At 33.2% G+C, this 15763-nt stretch carries 17 protein-coding genes; 8 read left to right on the top strand and 9 right to left on the bottom strand.

Annotated elements, in window-relative coordinates:
- Window positions 1-54: 54 nt before the first annotated feature.
- From KWG70_RS01680 to KWG70_RS01670, 3 genes are all read right to left on the bottom strand, one after another.
- Window positions 55-732 carry a response regulator transcription factor gene (locus KWG70_RS01680; RefSeq protein WP_230934255.1) on the bottom strand — a complete coding sequence of 226 codons (678 nt, stop codon included), beginning with the start codon at window positions 730-732 and terminating at the stop codon, window positions 55-57.
- The gene (locus tag KWG70_RS01675; protein WP_230934254.1) at window positions 722-1528 is read right to left on the bottom strand and encodes a sensor histidine kinase; all 807 of its coding nucleotides are present in this window, start codon (window positions 1526-1528) and stop codon (window positions 722-724) included. Before KWG70_RS01675 ends, KWG70_RS01680 begins: the two co-directional genes overlap by 11 nt.
- Window positions 1529-2138: 610 nt before the next feature.
- The gene (locus tag KWG70_RS01670; RefSeq protein ID WP_230934253.1) at window positions 2139-2549 is read right to left on the bottom strand and encodes a hypothetical protein; all 411 of its coding nucleotides are present in this window, start codon (window positions 2547-2549) and stop codon (window positions 2139-2141) included.
- A 182-nt stretch (window positions 2550-2731) separates the two neighbouring features.
- On the opposite strand from KWG70_RS01670, the gene KWG70_RS01665 reads away from it, so the two are divergent.
- The 3 genes from KWG70_RS01665 (at window position 2732) to KWG70_RS01655 (ending at window position 4977) form a co-directional block, all read left to right on the top strand.
- Window positions 2732-3256, top strand: a complete 525-nt coding sequence (locus KWG70_RS01665; RefSeq protein WP_230934252.1) for a phage tail protein — start codon at window positions 2732-2734, stop codon at window positions 3254-3256.
- A gap of 63 nt (window positions 3257-3319) precedes the next feature.
- Window positions 3320-4132, top strand: a complete 813-nt coding sequence (locus KWG70_RS01660; protein ID WP_230934251.1) for a T9SS type A sorting domain-containing protein — start codon at window positions 3320-3322, stop codon at window positions 4130-4132.
- Between the two features lie 74 nt (window positions 4133-4206).
- Entirely contained in the window at window positions 4207-4977 is a 771-nt protein-coding gene (locus KWG70_RS01655) for a T9SS type A sorting domain-containing protein (protein WP_230934250.1), read from the top strand.
- Window positions 4978-5044: 67 nt separating this feature from the next.
- Here KWG70_RS01655 and KWG70_RS01650 read toward each other — a convergent pair whose 3' ends face one another.
- On the bottom strand, window positions 5045-5515 hold the full coding sequence (locus KWG70_RS01650) for an Lrp/AsnC ligand binding domain-containing protein (RefSeq protein ID WP_230934249.1): 471 nt from the start codon (window positions 5513-5515) through the stop codon (window positions 5045-5047).
- A gap of 12 nt (window positions 5516-5527) precedes the next feature.
- On the bottom strand, window positions 5528-6892 hold the full coding sequence (locus tag KWG70_RS01645; RefSeq protein ID WP_230934248.1) for a saccharopine dehydrogenase family protein: 1365 nt from the start codon (window positions 6890-6892) through the stop codon (window positions 5528-5530).
- A 92-nt stretch (window positions 6893-6984) separates the two neighbouring features.
- Here KWG70_RS01645 and KWG70_RS01640 point away from each other — a divergent pair, with 92 nt between their 5' ends.
- Both KWG70_RS01640 and pckA read left to right on the top strand, forming a co-directional pair.
- Window positions 6985-7380 (top strand): DUF423 domain-containing protein, encoded by a 396-nt coding sequence (locus tag KWG70_RS01640; RefSeq protein WP_230934247.1) that lies wholly within the window; start codon window positions 6985-6987, stop codon window positions 7378-7380.
- 60 nt (window positions 7381-7440) lie between these two features.
- Window positions 7441-9048: a phosphoenolpyruvate carboxykinase (ATP) gene (pckA, locus tag KWG70_RS01635; RefSeq protein WP_230934246.1), complete on the top strand. Its 1608-nt coding sequence runs from the start codon at window positions 7441-7443 to the stop codon at window positions 9046-9048.
- Between the two features lie 79 nt (window positions 9049-9127).
- On the opposite strand, the gene KWG70_RS01630 is transcribed toward pckA, so the two are convergent.
- On the bottom strand, window positions 9128-9880 hold the full coding sequence (locus KWG70_RS01630; protein WP_230934245.1) for a uroporphyrinogen-III synthase: 753 nt from the start codon (window positions 9878-9880) through the stop codon (window positions 9128-9130).
- 16 nt (window positions 9881-9896) lie between these two features.
- A complete protein-coding gene (locus KWG70_RS01625) occupies window positions 9897-10550 on the bottom strand; it encodes a DUF4271 domain-containing protein (protein WP_230934244.1) in 654 nt (217 codons plus the stop codon).
- Window positions 10551-10713: 163 nt separating this feature from the next.
- Here KWG70_RS01625 and KWG70_RS01620 point away from each other — a divergent pair, with 163 nt between their 5' ends.
- Window positions 10714-11439: a polyprenol monophosphomannose synthase gene (locus KWG70_RS01620; protein ID WP_230934243.1), complete on the top strand. Its 726-nt coding sequence runs from the start codon at window positions 10714-10716 to the stop codon at window positions 11437-11439.
- A gap of 1 nt (window position 11440) precedes the next feature.
- A complete protein-coding gene (locus KWG70_RS01615; RefSeq protein WP_230934242.1) occupies window positions 11441-12787 on the top strand; it encodes a dihydroorotase in 1347 nt (448 codons plus the stop codon).
- 7 nt (window positions 12788-12794) lie between these two features.
- On the opposite strand, the gene KWG70_RS01610 is transcribed toward KWG70_RS01615, so the two are convergent.
- A complete protein-coding gene (locus KWG70_RS01610) occupies window positions 12795-13811 on the bottom strand; it encodes an NAD-dependent epimerase/dehydratase family protein (RefSeq protein WP_230934241.1) in 1017 nt (338 codons plus the stop codon).
- Window positions 13812-13897: 86 nt separating this feature from the next.
- Between KWG70_RS01610 and tyrS the strand changes: the two genes are divergently transcribed.
- Window positions 13898-15190, top strand: coding sequence for a tyrosine--tRNA ligase (tyrS, locus tag KWG70_RS01605; RefSeq protein WP_230934240.1), 1293 nt, complete (start codon window positions 13898-13900; stop codon window positions 15188-15190).
- Window positions 15191-15284: 94 nt separating this feature from the next.
- Here tyrS and KWG70_RS01600 read toward each other — a convergent pair whose 3' ends face one another.
- Window positions 15285-15734, bottom strand: a complete 450-nt coding sequence (locus tag KWG70_RS01600) for a YHS domain-containing (seleno)protein (protein WP_230934239.1) — start codon at window positions 15732-15734, stop codon at window positions 15285-15287.
- Window positions 15735-15763: the final 29 nt, after the last annotated feature.

The raw sequence follows: 15763 nt of genomic DNA, 5'->3' as shown, positions 1-15763 counted from the left end.
CTTCCGAAGAATATATACAGAAGCATTCTGAAAAGGATGCTTTTTTTATTGCCATTAGAACTGCTCTTCCAGATTCACTAATTTATTCTGAATAGCATAAACCACTAATCCTGCAAGATTTTTAGCTTCGGTTTTTAATAAGAGATTATTGCGATGGCCATCAACAGTTCTTGGGCTAATAAAGAGCTTTTCGGCAATTTCATTGGTGGTGTATTGCTTACAGATAAGATCCAGTACTTCTTTTTCCCGCTTCGTAAAATACGTCGTATCAAAGTTAGACTTTTTAACTTGATCATTATTGTTTAATAGACCTTCATGGATAAATTTCATCACTTGTTCATCATAATAAAATCCTTTGTCTGCGACTTCTTTAATGGTAGTAAGCATTAATTTTGGCGTACTATTCTTTGCTAAATATGCCACAGCTCCGATAGAGATCATGTTAATAATAAACGGTTTGCTAAAGTAACTTGTGAGTGCTATGATCTTGATATCTGGAAATTCTTTTCGTATGAGTTTTGTAGTTTCTACACCATTAAGACCAGGCATTTTTAAATCTGTGATAACAATTTCTGGTAGTTGTTCTGCAGAACGCAATTGTTCCATAAGATGATTCCCGTCCTCAGCATCGAATAAGATGTCTAAGTTTTTTTCCTTACTTAAAATTGAGATTAACCCTTGTCTAAATAAGAGTTCATCGTCAGCTACAGCGATTGTGATTTTAGTATCCATAAGAGTGACAATTAATTGTGAATATACTTCCTGTTTTTTTCGAGCTCTCAACAAAAAGTTGCCCATTTAAGATTGCAACTCTACTCTTTATATTTTGTAATCCAATTCCGGATTTCTTTTTGTGTTCATTGATATTGAATCCAATGCCATTATCTTTGAAAACCAATTCAAAGCCTTGCTTTTCTTTTTTTAGTTCCATTTGAAGCAGGTCTGCCTTTCCATGTCTTAGTGCATTATTAATCAATTCTTGAGCAATCCTAAACACGTGAAGCTCGCTGTTTTTATCAAGCTGATCAAGTGATTCTATTTGGTGATTGATTTTAATTGAGGTGTTTGACGTAAACTCTTCAAATAATTCTTCTAGAGCCACTTTTAAACCAAACTTATCTAAGATTGGTGGCATTAATTCGTGGGCTATTTTTCTTGAGCTTTCCAAGGTTCTGGTGGTGATATCAAGGATATGATTTAGGGCGTCTTTGTGTTCGTTACCTATGGTATCGTCTTCAATTAACACATTAGTCGTTAGGCTCACGACGTTTAGTTTTGAACTAATAGCATCGTGTAAGTCTTGAGCAATGCGGTTACGTTCTTCTTCTTGAACTTTAATAGTCGTTTGTAGTATTTTTTTCTGATGGTCAAGTTTGATGTTAACCTTTTCGACCTCTTTTTCAATAATTTTTTTACGAGAATAATAGAAAAACAGTATGAGTCCTAGAGTGACTAGAACCAAAAAAATGATACTATAAACAAGTGCTCCTATGACTTGCTCTTGACTGGCCGAAAACTCGTTTTCCATTGTATCAAAATTAAAGTTAAATATACGACATAGAGAATTTTGTTTATTAAATATATATTTCTTTTAATGTCGCTGTTCATATCTTCATAAGATATATAATTACCTAGAATAAAGATAAGTGTGCTTGAGGTAATATAAATTAAAACTCCTGCATTTATTAGACTATAGACGTAAACAGTGTTTAAAGAGTTGTATAAATGAATAGCAGCATACACAACTATAGGAAACGAGGTAATGAATATTTCGAATAAATTAAACTGATATAACAAACTTGGTTTTAATGCATACTGAATTGCCAAAATCAAAGTGACTAATACCATAATAATCACTAAATACTTCTTTTGATTTGACTTGAATAATGATCTGTAAAACAATGAGAGTAATAGAAATTGGCTAATGAAGTAAGCATGCGAAAAATGTAAATTTGTAATTTTAAATTTAGCATAGACAAAAGCGGTAAATGAGACTATAAATGAAATAAATAAATACCAGCTAAAATACTTATAGGCTAAAACGTTTTTATAACGTTTGTAGCCTATAAGATATAATAATGCATTAATAAAAATTAATATAATTCCTGTGTATTCAAAAATGACATTTATTAATTTCATTAATACGCTTCTGAAGTTATTTTGTGATAGAGTAAACTTTTAGTGTCACAATCTGCGGGACATGGTGTTGTAAAATCGTAAATAGCCGATTTCCCACCATCAACAGTAGTGATGTCCTTATAAAGTGTTCCATCTGTCGTTTCTGTACCAACAATTAGTAGCTTTTCTTCGCCATCATAATCGATAGCCATATAACCTCGTAATGAGAATTCATAGGCTCCAGGCACAATTTGTAACTTTTTGGTACTAGCATCTATAGTGAAATTTAAGCTCATTTCATTAAAACAGGCGATTAAATCTTCCACCGGAATTCTAAAAGCTTTAGACAGCGTTTTGTGCTTGCTTTGCCAGTTTTCTGTCCAATCTTTACCTTCTTGAAGGGTTCTTGTTAAGGGTCTTGATGCACTCATAATATTTAGTTTTTGTTGATTAATATGCCTTAAAGCTACTCAATTAGAAATTAAAATTGAAGCCTATTTTAAAAAACAGGTATTTCTACGTGTTTTTAACTTATAGTGATTTTGCGCTTAAAAAATAAGTGGTTTACTGCCACATTTGTAGTCTATTAATCAATATAAAAAATTAGACTATTATGGAACAGTACATTGGACAAATTATGATGTTTGGAGGAAATTTCGCCCCAAGAAATTGGGCGCTTTGCGACGGACAATTATTACCGATTGCAAGTCACACTGCATTATTTTCAATTTTAGGAACCACTTATGGAGGTGACGGAAGAACAACTTTTGCTTTACCAGATTTAAGAGGTAGAGCAGCATTACACGCAGGTAATGGACCAGGAATTGACCCTGTATCACTTGGTCAAAAAGGAGGAGAGAATAGAGTGACATTAAACGTGACTCAAATCCCTGCGCATAGCCATACAGGAACAATTGAAGCTACAAATCCGGTAGGACGTGGACAAGGAACAACTGATCCAACAAATGCTTACCCAGCAGAAGGCGGATCATATGCGTCAGCCAAAAATGTAAAAATGGCGGCAGATGCCGTTCAAACAAATAATACTGGTGGTAACCAGGCTCACGATAATATGCAACCATATTTAGGGGTAAACTATATAATCGCTTTAGAAGGTATTTTCCCACCTAGAAGCTAACTAATTATTAATGTAGAGTGTGCTTTATAGTACACTCTGCATTAGTTATAAAACTCTATTATTATGAAAACAAACTACACTTATTCAAAGAAATCACTATTGAACACCATGGTTTGGTGTTTTTCGCTGTTTTTAAGCTTTAGTAGTGTAGCCCAAAATCTAAATTTTACAATCGATACAGCTGTTGATAATGGCACCGATATTACCGAAACTATTGTTAATGGATCAGATACCTATGTTTTAACCGTTGCGCATTCAGGAAATGAGGAACTTGATAATTTAGGAGGAGGCGACCTTGTATTTTTCCTAAGTGCAATAGACCCACTTACACCTCATAGTTTAAAAATCACTAAAAATGGGAATCTTATTAATTTTAAGCTCAATAGTATTGATTACGACACACTTGGTGCTGGTACAATTTCTGTACGAAATCAAGATGACGAAGTCATTTCGAGTCCTACATTTTATCCTTTAGGAGCTGGATCGTTATTTATATCAAATCCAACAAATGGTTTTGATATTACAGAAATTAGAATCTTTCCTACAGACACAGATGATCTCAATGATTTTGGATTTCATAACATTAATATTGACATTCTAGATACGCTTGGCGTAGATGAAAGTACATTATTAGAAAATCATGTTACCATTTTTCCAAATCCGTCAAATGGAGACATCACCTTAAAGAATTCGACAATTGCTCTAGAAAAAGTAGTTGTTTCAGATTTAAACGGACGAACAATTGTTACTCAAAATCTAAACGGAGTTATTGGCGACCATAATCTTGAAATGAGTTCAGAATTATCAGCAGGATTATACTTAATTACAATCTCTTCTGAGAAGGGTTCGGCAGTAAAAAAAATAATTATTAAATGACCTTATAATTGGAAGCTAGATGATTTATTATGTTATCTTTAGCTTCCAAATCTATTTTATTAAACACTTATATTATGAGAAAACTTTACATTTTAACCTTATTGATTTCATCGTTTTGCACTGCGCAAAATTTAAACTTTACTATTGATACTGCGACTGATAATGGCACTACAATTACCGAAACAATTGTAAGCGGCCCAGATACTTATGTGTTGACTGTTGATCACTCAGGAAATGAGGAGTTAGACAATTTAGGAGGTGGAGACCTTGTGTTCTTTCTTAGTGCCATTGATCCTCTTACACCACACAGATTGAGCATTACCAAAAATGGAATGCCTACTAACTTTAACTTGAATAGTATTGACTATGATACCTTAGGAGCTGGTACAATTTCAGTAACCAATCAAGATGATGAAGTCATCTCTAGCCCTACGGCTTATCCTTTAGGTGCAGGAACATTGACCATTACTAATGCTGCAAATGCATTAAGTATTACACAGATTAAAATCAATCCTACGGATACAGATGATTTAAACGACTTTGGATTCCATAATATTAATGTGGAAATTCTTGATACGCTAAGCACAGAGGATGTGTCTTTAGAACAAAGTATCGATATTTTTCCAAATCCTTCAGACGGAAAAATTACGATTAAAAATTCGGGTGTTGCTTTAGAGAAAGTAGTGGTAACCGACTTGAACGGTCGTACAATTTTGACCCAAAATTTAGAAGGCATTACAACTGATAAAGATTTAGACTTTAGTTCGGTATTGACATCAGGATTGTATTTAGTGACTATTTCTTCAGAACGTAATTCTATTACTAAGAAGTTAACGATTAAATAATAACCAATCGATCTTAAATCAAAAAAGCGACCTTTTATGGTCGCTTTTTTTATAAATTAAAAGTCAATTATATTTTGATTTGCCGCTCAATTTGCTGGTCTAAGGAAATAAAGGTCTCTGTTCTTGAAACACCAGTAATTGATTGAATATCACGATTAAGAACATGCATTAAATGCTCATTGTCCTTACAAAGAATTTTTATAAAAATACTCCAATTCCCTGTGGTGTAATGGCATTCTAAAACTTCGGGAATCTTTTGTAATTGCTTAACGGCTTCAGGATTACTAATGGCCTTGTCTAAGTATATTCCAATAAATGCCATGGTTGTATACCCTAAGACCTTTGGGTTGATAACAAACTTAGAACCCGAAATTAATCCAGATTTCTCAAGCTTTCTTAACCTTTGATGTATGGCTGCTCCCGAAATACCAACCAAACGTGCAATTTCTAAAATTGGTGTTCTGGCATCTGCCATTAATGCACGTAGTATCTTTTTATCGATACCATCAATTTGTATGTTTTGATTGACAATTTTCATAAGCAATACATCTTATATGTTTAAAGGGTTATAGCCTAAATAAGGAACTTCTTTTTCTGAAAATTGAATTCCGAAATCTTCTAACTCCTTTAAAATAGGTTCGTAAACTTCTCTTGTAATTGGAATCTGAACGCCAGGCGTCGTAATCTTTTCGTTTAAAATCGCTAATGTGGCAATTGCTACTGGTAAACCAACTGTTTTAGCCATTGCAGTGTAGGTTTGATCTTCTCCAATAGTAACCATAGTGGAATCAATTTGATGCATGTTGCCATTAAGTTCATATCCAAACTTATGGTACATAACAATCATATCTTTATCCTCTTTTTTAAGGGTCCAACTATCCATTAATATCTTCTGAAGAATTTGTGCAGGTGTTGCTTTTTTGAGTTCAACCATTTTGGTTTTACTAAACAGATCTAATTCTTCGAGCTTATCCCAAACAATATCATCTTGATCTATTTTGAGTGCATGCCTAAATTTTAATTCTACAGAATCTGTAGGACTGTATGGTAAAAAAGCGTTGACAAAATCGCGATAACTCATATTTTCACTATCATCAATAGTGTAGCTGTCATCTGTTAGACCCAATTGTACAAACATATTCCAGGCACGGCTAAATCCCACACGACGCATAGTGCCTCGATATAAGGTTTTGATATCATCTAATCCATAAACAGATTGATATTTAAGAGAATCTCTATTGGCATACGCTTCAAAACGCCCAAAACCATCAATTTCTAAAAACTCTGTTCTTCTAAATAATCTATTATATGGGATATATTTATAAGCGTTTTCTTGTAAAAACTTTGCAGCACTTCCTTGTCCAGCAACAACAACATTTCTAGGATTCCATGTGAATTTATAATTCCACAGATTATTATCGCTTTCTGGTGCTACCAAACCACCAGTAAACGACTCGAAAAGCACCATTTTTCCACCTTTATCAATGACACTATCAATAACCTGCATAGCACTCATATGATCGATGCCTGGATCTACACCTATCTCGTTCATAAATACCAATCCTTTTTCAGTTACCGCTTTGTTGAGTTTTTGCATGTCATCGCTTACATATGACGCAGTAACCATATTTTTTCCAAAGGTGATACAATCTTTTGCAACTTCTATGTGATACCTCGCAGGTAACATAGATACGACGATATCTGCATTTTCAATAGCAGTTTGTCTAGATGATTTATCAAAAACGTCCAAAGTAATAGCATTGGCATTTTCGTGATCGCCAATTAATTTTTTAGCGTTTAGTATGTTGATGTCACCTACGATGACATGAAGTTCTTCTTCAATAGATTTATCTAATAAGTATTTTATGAGGTAAGATGCAGATTTTCCTGAACCTATGACTAAAATCTTTCGCATAATGGGTTGAGTTGAGTAATTTTGTTTTAAGATAAATTCAGCACGAATTTACTAAATAGTAAGGGTTATAAAAACCAAAAGTCAATTTATATATGAACAAAAAAATTCTTGTTACAGGATGTGTTTTAGGTCTAATAGCTATAGTTATAGGAGCTTTTGGCGCACACGGTTTAAAATCAATTATTTCGATAGAATCTCAACAATCTTTTGAAACAGGAGTGCGTTATCAAATGTATCATGCCTTATTTCTTTTATTTATAGGAAGTTATTCGGCATTGAATCAAAAAGCAAAAAAGATCATTTTTTATTTGGTATTATTTGGTGTTTTGTTTTTTTCAGGTTCGATTTATGGGTTAGCTACAAATGAGCTTTCAGGCTTTGATTTTAAACAAATAGGTTTCATTACTCCAATTGGCGGATTACTATTAATTATGGCTTGGTTTATATTGTTGATAAACTTTTTGAAAACCAAGACCGATAAATCTTAAAATTAGCAGTCTACTTTAAAATAATGTTTAATTTTGCACTTTAAACAACACAAACAAATTATGGTAAACCATACACATACAACGAAAACGATTTCGTTAGATACTTACGGAATTAAAAATGCTCAAGTAAGATATCAATTGTCTCCAGACGAACTGCAGGAACTTACAATCTCAAAAGGACAAGGTCAAGAAACATCATCTGGCACTTTAGCTGTTAGAACAGGTGAGTTCACAGGTCGTTCTCCTCAAGATAGATTTATTGTTAAAGATGATATTACAAAAGATCGTATTTGGTGGGGAAATATAAATATTCCTTTTGAGCCAGATGCTTTTGATAAGTTATATGATAAGGTCACTAATTATTTATCAGGTAAAGAAGTATTTGTAAGAGATAGTTATGCATGTGCAGATGAAGATTATAAACTTAATATTAGAGTGGTTAATGAATATCCATGGAGTAACATGTTTGCTTACAATATGTTCTTACGACCAACAGAAGATGAGTTAAAAGATTTCTCTCCAGAATGGACAGTTATTAATGCGCCAGGTTTTATGGCTGATGCCGAAGTGGATGGAACAAGACAACATAACTTTGCGATTTTAAACTTTTCAAAGAAAATTGCACTTATTGGTGGTACAGGCTATACAGGAGAAATTAAAAAAGGTATCTTTTCTGCATTGAACTTTATTCTTCCAGTATATAAGAATACCTTACCAATGCATTGTAGTGCAAATGTTGGAAAAGATGGAGATACTGCCATCTTTTTTGGTTTATCAGGAACAGGTAAAACGACCTTATCAACAGACCCAGACCGCAGTTTGATTGGTGATGATGAACATGGATGGACTAATGAAAATACCGTATTTAATTTTGAAGGTGGTTGCTATGCTAAGGTGATTAATTTATCACGAGAGCAAGAACCAGAAATTTATGACGCTATTAAAAAAGGAGCCATTCTTGAGAATATTGTCATGAATGATGATGGAGAAGTAGATTTTGCTAATACATCTATCACACAAAATACAAGAGTGAGTTATCCAATTCACCATATTGATAATATCCGTGTACCATCTATTGGAAAGAATCCTAAAAATATATTTTTCTTAACTGCTGATGCTTTTGGTGTTTTGCCTCCAATTTCTAAGTTAACTCCAGGACAAGCTGCTTACCATTTTATTTCAGGATACACAGCAAAAGTAGCAGGAACTGAAGCAGGGATAGATGAACCATTACCAAGTTTCTCTGCATGTTTTGGAGCACCTTTTATGCCTTTACATCCAACGAAATATGCTGAAATGCTAAGCAAAAAAATGCAAGAAGCAGGTGTTAATGTTTGGTTGGTAAACACAGGATGGACTGGTGGCCCTTACGGTGTTGGTTCTCGTATGAAATTAAAATATACTCGTGCAATGATTAGTGCTGCGATGAATGGAAGCCTTGAAGCAGCAAATAAGGATAATTATCATATTCACTCTGTATTTGGAGTGAAGCAACCGAGAACATGTCCAAATGTACCTACAGAAGTCTTGAGCCCAAGATCAACTTGGAATAACGACGAAGGTTACTACAAGACAGCAGCTAAATTATCACAATCATTTAGAGACAACTTCAAGCAATTTGAAGAGTTTGCAAATGCAGAAATAATGGCAGGAGCACCTTTAAAGTAAGTTAGAAATCAATATAAATAAAAAAGCGTCCCGATAATTTATCGGGACGCTTTTTTGTACGTTATTATATCTAAAAGAATTATTTTCCTTTATTAACTTTATCTATATATTTCTCTAAAGCCATAGTCATTGACGGTGTCTCAGGTGTTGGAGCTGCAATATCTACTCTTAAACCATGTGATTCTACTGCTTTAATTGTCGTATTTCCAAAAACAGCAATACGTGTATCATTTTGCTTAAATTCTGGAAAATTATGAAACAAAGATTCAATACCAGAAGGACTGAAAAACACTAAAATATCATAGTATACATTTGCCAAATCTGATAAGTCACTGATAACCGTTTTATAAAAAACCGATTGTTTCCACTTCACATTTAAGTTGTCCAAAATTTCTGGAACTTCAGGTTTTAACTTATCAGTTGTTGGAAGTAAGAAACTCTCTTCTTTATATTTCTTGATTAATGGCGATAAATCTTTAAATGTGCGTTTGCCTACATATATCTTACGTTTTCTATACACCACATATTTCTGAAGGTAATAAGCAACAGCTTCAGATTGACAAAAATATTTCATCGTATCTGGAACTTTAAATCGCATTTCATCTGCAACTCTAAAAAAGTGATCTACCGAGTTTCTACTAGTTAGTATAATAGCAGTGTAATTAGAAAGATCCACTTTTTGCTGCCTAATCTCTTTGGCTTCTACACCTTCTACGTGTATAAATGGTCTGAAATCTATTTTTACCTTTTGCTTTTCTTGAAGATCAAAGTAAGGCGAATTTTCTATCTTAGGTTCTGGCTGAGATACTAAAATCGTTTTCACTTTCGTCATATTCCTTAAAGTGTTTTTAAGCGTTGAAATCTTTAATTAACTTATATAAAATTAGATAGGGTCCAATTTCAAGTGCGCAAAGATACAAAATAAAATAGAATATGTTATTTAAAAGTAACTTTTGATGATTCTTTAAGGAAGAAATAAATCCTATCAAATTAATTAAGACCATAATGCAGATAATTATATAAATTATTGTTTTTGAGGGATTTAAAGTGTAAATCAAAATGCAATTAATAGGAAATAAGACAAAACCAGTATAGTTTTTAAATGTTGTTTTTTGAAATAAATATGAATCTATAAGCCCATCAATCTCAAAAAGGCTGCCAATTAATCGTTCCAAGAGGATCTTAATTAGAAACAAAACACCAACACCAAATAATAGCTTGAAAAAGAGATTAAGGTCAAATTCTGAAGGATTGACTAAGGTAGAATAACAGATGAATGCAAAAATAGAAACAGAAATAATGCCATTGAAAAAAAGAAGTGCATCAAACCCATCAATAAATTTTTGATCTCTAGCATAGATCTTTAAATACTTAGAGTTGCCAATAACTGCCAAAAAATCTTTAAACCTATGTGCAAAAACATATTTGGATAAGGTAATAAAGACGAGGCCAAGAATTAGAAAAACTGTAAACCAATCGTTGTAAATTACATCTCTGAGCATACTACAAAACTATGAAGAATATTTGATGAATAGGTGTCTTATATTCTGCAACTTCAAATCAATAAGGTAAGATTAACAATGTTTATGATTTTAAGCCTTATTTTTAAATCATAAAACACTTACTTTTGTCGTTGACTAACATTAAAAACTATTATAACTCCCGATGCAAGATGCTATTGTCATCATACCAACCTATAATGAAATAGAAAACATTGAAGCGATCATAAGGGCTGTTTTTGCTCAAGATAAGGCTTTTGATATTTTAGTTGTAGATGATAATTCTCCAGATGGTACAGGTGCAAAAGTTGGAGCGTTGCAAAATGAATTCCCTAATCGACTTCACTTGTTGTCAAGGGCTAATAAAACAGGACTCGGTACAGCTTACATTGCTGGATTTAAATGGTGTTTGCTAAAACATTATGAGTACATATTTGAAATGGATGCCGATTTTTCACATAATCCCAATGATCTTATTCATCTTTATAATGCATGTGCAGTTGAAGATGCAGATATGGCCATTGGCTCGCGCTACATCGATAATAGAGTGAATGTAGTCGACTGGGATATGAAACGATTGCTCATGTCATATTTCGCTTCTAAATATGTCAAATTTATCACTAGGATGCGTATAGATGATACCACAGCTGGTTTTATTTGCTATAAACGACATGTACTAGAAACCATCAACTTGGATAAAATTAAATTTGTTGGTTATGCCTTTCAAATTGAAATGAAGTTTAAAGCTTATCTTAAAAAGTTTAATATCGTTGAGGTTCCGATTGTATTCACAGATCGAACAAAAGGAAAATCTAAAATGAGTGGAAGTATTATTTCTGAAGCTATTTTTGGAGTTATTAATATGAAGTTTAAAAGTTTATTTGCTAAATAAGATGCAAGAAAAAACCATACTCATTAAAAATGCTAAAATCGTAAATGATAATAGAATCATTGAAGGCGATATTTTAATTGAAGGCGAATTTATCAAAGAAATTTCTGAGACGATAAGTGCAAAATCGGCCGATGTTGTTGTAATTGATGCTGAAGGCAATTATGTGTTTCCTGGAGTTATAGATGATCAAGTTCATTTTAGAGAACCTGGCCTCACTCATAAAGGAAATATTGCCTCAGAATCTAAAGCAGCCATTGCAGGAGGTATTACCTCTTTCATTGAAATGCCCAATACAAATCCTCAAACCACAACAGTAGACAAACTTGAGGAAAAATTTGAAGTCGCTTCAAATACATCATATGCAAACTATTCATTTATGTTTGGAGGTACCAATGATAATTTGGATGAAATCCTTAAAGTCGATCCTAAAACTGTTGCTGGATTAAAACTGTTTCTAGGGTCTTCAACAGGAAACATGCTAGTTGATGATCCAAAAGTAATTGAGAAAATCTTTAGTAGCACTGATATGGTGATTTCTGTGCATTGTGAAGATGAAGCTACTATTAAGAAAAATATGGAAGCGCATATTGATGAATATGGTGACGATATTCCTATTGAAAAACATCCAATCATTAGAAGTGAAGAGGCTTGCTATCTATCATCTTCTAAAGCGATTGAATTGGCCAAAAAAACTGGAGCTAGATTGCATGTATTTCATTTATCAACTGGAAAGGAAACCAAATTATTCAGTAATAAAATTCCGTTAAAAGATAAAAAGATTACTGCCGAGGTGTGTATCCATCATCTTTGGTTTAGCGATGAAGATTATAAACAAAAAGGCACGCATATTAAATGGAATCCTGCAGTGAAAACAGCTAAGGATAGAGACCAGCTTTGGAAGGCACTTTTAGATGATAGAATTGATGTAATTGCCACAGATCATGCTCCACATACCCTTGAAGAGAAAAGTAATGTGTATACAAAAGCACCATCTGGAGGACCATTAGTTCAACATGCTTTGGTGGCAATGATAGAAATGTATCATAAGGATAAAATCTCTTTACCTAAGATCGCTCAAAAAATGGCACATAATCCATCTATATTGTTTCAAGTTGAAAAACGAGGTTATATTAGAGAAGGGTATTATGCCGATTTAGTTATTGTAGATATTAATAATCCATGGACTGTTAAAAAAGAGAATATTCTATATCATTGCGGATGGTCACCTTTTGAAGGAACTACTTTTAAATCTCGAGTAACACATACCTTATTAAATGGAACTTTAGTCTATAATAATTTTAAAGTCTTAGATGTAAAAGCGGCCAAGCGATTAACATTTGACAGATAAATAAGATTTATTTTAGATCATCTAGATAATATTGAGAAACCTTTGCTATTGATTCATCAATAGGTTGAAACTTAAAGTTGAGTTCAGTCCTCACCTTAGAATTGTCATAAATCGTTTTCTCTGAAATAGATTTTGCCAATTGTTTTGATAATTTTCTACGTTTACCAAACAATTTATGATTGACCCAATCCAAACGCCAAACTACAGATAGTAAAAAAGGTGTGGCTTCCTTGGTTGATGGCTTTGCACTTAATTGTTTAGCAACTTTATGCCCAAAGGTTTTGAATGATACATTTTCTGAAATCACAATAAAGCGCTCATTTTTAGTAGAACCATTCATTAATTGTATCATAACAGAAACCGTATCCCAAACATCTACATATGCTGAAGTTCCTTGAGCATGATAGTTTAGCCCTTTGTAAATTTGCCTAAATAAGCTGCCACTGCCACCACCTTTCCAAAAGCCTGGTCCTAAAATAATACCTGGATTAACAATCACTGCATTGACGCCTTCTTGAGTACCTCGCCAGACTTCCATTTCGGCACCATACTTGGTTATGGCGTAAACACTATTATCGTTTTCTGGGTTCCATTCTGTAGTTTCGTTAATCAATGTTTCAGCATCTTGTTCTTGTCCAATCGCAGCGATAGAACTCACATAACACAATTTTTGTATTGAATTTGAAATACACAGGTTGACTATATTGGCAGTGCCTTTGATGTTTGTTTTTCGAAGGTCTTTGTATCGGTTTGGCTCAAAACTTATAAATGCAGCGCAATGGTAGACATGTGTAATACCATAAAAAGCAATTTCTAAAGCAGGAATATCATTGATATTAGCTTCAACCCATTCAATTTTATTATAAAGAGTATCTACATCATCTGTATAATAAGCAAATACGCTCTTTACAGCGTCTAACTTATGAGCTCTTCTATATGTGGCTCTTACCAATTGATTATCACTCACCAATTTGAATAATAAGTGAGAACCAACCAAACCTGTGCCGCCTGTGACTAAAATCATAGCATAAAATTACGCTTTTTTTCGATTGTCTTTTTGTGATTAGAGGTATAAATCTATCTTTGCGGAAGATTACTAATACACTTATTATGATAAAGAATTTTGTAGAAGAATTGCAATGGAGAGGAATGGTTCATCAAACCATGCCTGGAGCCGAAGAACATTTAATGGAAGCGATGCGATCTGCCTATATTGGTTTTGATCCAACAGCAGATTCTTTACATATTGGAAATTTAGTACCTATCATGTTATTGGCACATTATCAACGCTGTGGTCATAAACCATTTGCTTTAGTTGGAGGCGCCACAGGAATGATTGGTGATCCTTCTGGTAAATCGAGTGAGCGTAATTTATTAGACGAAAAAACATTGCGTCACAACCAAGAAGCAATTAAAAATCAGTTAGCACATTTCTTAGATTTTGAAAGTGATACTGCAAATGCTGCTGAACTGGTCAATAATTACGATTGGATGAAAGAATTTTCTTTTTTAGAATTCATTCGTGATGTAGGAAAACACATTACCGTAAATTATATGATGGCTAAAGACTCTGTGAAAAATAGAATTTCTTCAGAATCTAGTGACGGGATGTCTTTTACAGAGTTTACATATCAGTTGGTTCAAGGATATGATTTTTTACATTTATACAGAGCTAATGATTGTACAATCCAAATGGGAGGAAGCGATCAATGGGGAAATATTACTACAGGAACAGAATTGATAAGACGTATTGCTCAAGGAAAAGGCTTTGCGATTACTTGTCCGTTAATAACCAAGAGTGATGGATCTAAATTTGGAAAGTCTGAAGGTGGAAATGTATGGCTAGATGCTAATAGAACCTCTCCATATAAATTTTATCAATACTGGTTGAATTCTAGCGATGAAGATGCTAAAAAGTATATCAAAATCTTTACGTTTTTAACTCAAGAAGAAATAGAGGATATCGTTAAGATGCACCAAGAGGCTCCTCATCAACGTGGTTTACAAAAGCGTTTAGCTGAAGAGATAACAACAATGGTTCATTCTAAAGCAGATTTTGAAAATGCTGAAAAAGCATCTAATATTTTATTTAGTAAAACCTTTAAAGCCGATATTAAAACCTTAGATGAGAAAACCTTTTTAGATGTATTTGAAGGTGTGCCTCAAGCTGAAATTTCTAAAGATGAACTTTCTCAACTAGATATGATTGGTGCTTTAGCTGCTAAGACCAATTTCCTAGGGTCTAATAGTGAAGCACGTCGTGCTTTAAAAGAAAATGCTGTATCAGTAAATAAAGAAAAGGTAAAAGAAGATTATCAGTTATCTGAAGACGATCTCATTAATGATACTTATATCATTCTTAATAAAGGAAGACGAAACACTTACGTTATAAAAGTTGTATAAATAGAAAAACGTCCCGCAATCAACGGGACGTTTAACATTAACCAATCAACTATTATTAGAAGCTAATCCTTCTTTTTCATAGAACTCTAAACTACTAGTCTAAATTCATAGCTTCCCAATTTTTGTCGGCTTTTATTTGTAAACCTTTCACATTATTTTTTTTCCATGAATTTAATGTGTTATTTCCCCAAGCATTATAGAATAAATACAGCTTACCGTCTCTAATTTCGAATGTCTTTGGGTTAATATCTACCTTCTTGCCACTAACAGCTATAGCGTAAGCACAGTAACCACCATATTGCGGAACATATTTTTCTGGATTGTTTTTAAATGTATTCAGGTTTTTTTCTGAAGAAAACTTAAATTTTACATCATCATAAGTGGTTGTATATGCTTTGTCACCTTCAATGGCTTGGTTAGCAAAATAAGCGACAACATCATAACCTTTGGCTACATAGTCTTTTTTTGTATTGTAATCTACAGATTGTGCGAATGTGGTTATCATTCCGAAGAAAAAGATAACACTAAATAATTTTGTTTTCATTTGCTTGTAGTCGGCAGAAAACTACAAAC

The organism is Psychroserpens luteolus (assembly GCF_021032705.1).
Taxonomy (GTDB): Bacteria; Bacteroidota; Bacteroidia; order Flavobacteriales; family Flavobacteriaceae; genus Psychroserpens; species Psychroserpens luteolus.
This window is presented reverse-complemented; position numbering and strand designations above follow the sequence as displayed.

Excerpts from the sequence above, each read along its gene's own strand:
- KWG70_RS01630 (WP_230934245.1), bottom strand. The coding sequence starts at position 9,880 with ATGACGAAAGTGAAAACGATTTTAGTATCTCAGCCAGAACCTAAGATA.
- KWG70_RS01665 (WP_230934252.1), top strand. The coding sequence starts at position 2,732 with ATGGAACAGTACATTGGACAAATTATGATGTTTGGAGGAAATTTCGCC.
- KWG70_RS01620 (WP_230934243.1), top strand. The coding sequence starts at position 10,714 with ATGCAAGATGCTATTGTCATCATACCAACCTATAATGAAATAGAAAAC.
- KWG70_RS01615 (WP_230934242.1), top strand. The coding sequence starts at position 11,441 with ATGCAAGAAAAAACCATACTCATTAAAAATGCTAAAATCGTAAATGAT.
- KWG70_RS01600 (WP_230934239.1), bottom strand. The coding sequence starts at position 15,734 with ATGAAAACAAAATTATTTAGTGTTATCTTTTTCTTCGGAATGATAACC.
- KWG70_RS01655 (WP_230934250.1), top strand. The coding sequence starts at position 4,207 with ATGAGAAAACTTTACATTTTAACCTTATTGATTTCATCGTTTTGCACT.
- pckA (WP_230934246.1), top strand. The coding sequence starts at position 7,441 with ATGGTAAACCATACACATACAACGAAAACGATTTCGTTAGATACTTAC.
- KWG70_RS01610 (WP_230934241.1), bottom strand. The coding sequence starts at position 13,811 with ATGATTTTAGTCACAGGCGGCACAGGTTTGGTTGGTTCTCACTTATTA.
- tyrS (WP_230934240.1), top strand. The coding sequence starts at position 13,898 with ATGATAAAGAATTTTGTAGAAGAATTGCAATGGAGAGGAATGGTTCAT.
- KWG70_RS01675 (WP_230934254.1), bottom strand. The coding sequence starts at position 1,528 with ATGGAAAACGAGTTTTCGGCCAGTCAAGAGCAAGTCATAGGAGCACTT.
- KWG70_RS01650 (WP_230934249.1), bottom strand. The coding sequence starts at position 5,515 with ATGAAAATTGTCAATCAAAACATACAAATTGATGGTATCGATAAAAAG.
- KWG70_RS01640 (WP_230934247.1), top strand. The coding sequence starts at position 6,985 with ATGAACAAAAAAATTCTTGTTACAGGATGTGTTTTAGGTCTAATAGCT.
- KWG70_RS01645 (WP_230934248.1), bottom strand. The coding sequence starts at position 6,892 with ATGCGAAAGATTTTAGTCATAGGTTCAGGAAAATCTGCATCTTACCTC.
- KWG70_RS01660 (WP_230934251.1), top strand. The coding sequence starts at position 3,320 with ATGAAAACAAACTACACTTATTCAAAGAAATCACTATTGAACACCATG.
- KWG70_RS01625 (WP_230934244.1), bottom strand. The coding sequence starts at position 10,550 with ATGCTCAGAGATGTAATTTACAACGATTGGTTTACAGTTTTTCTAATT.
- KWG70_RS01670 (WP_230934253.1), bottom strand. The coding sequence starts at position 2,549 with ATGAGTGCATCAAGACCCTTAACAAGAACCCTTCAAGAAGGTAAAGAT.
- KWG70_RS01680 (WP_230934255.1), bottom strand. The coding sequence starts at position 732 with ATGGATACTAAAATCACAATCGCTGTAGCTGACGATGAACTCTTATTT.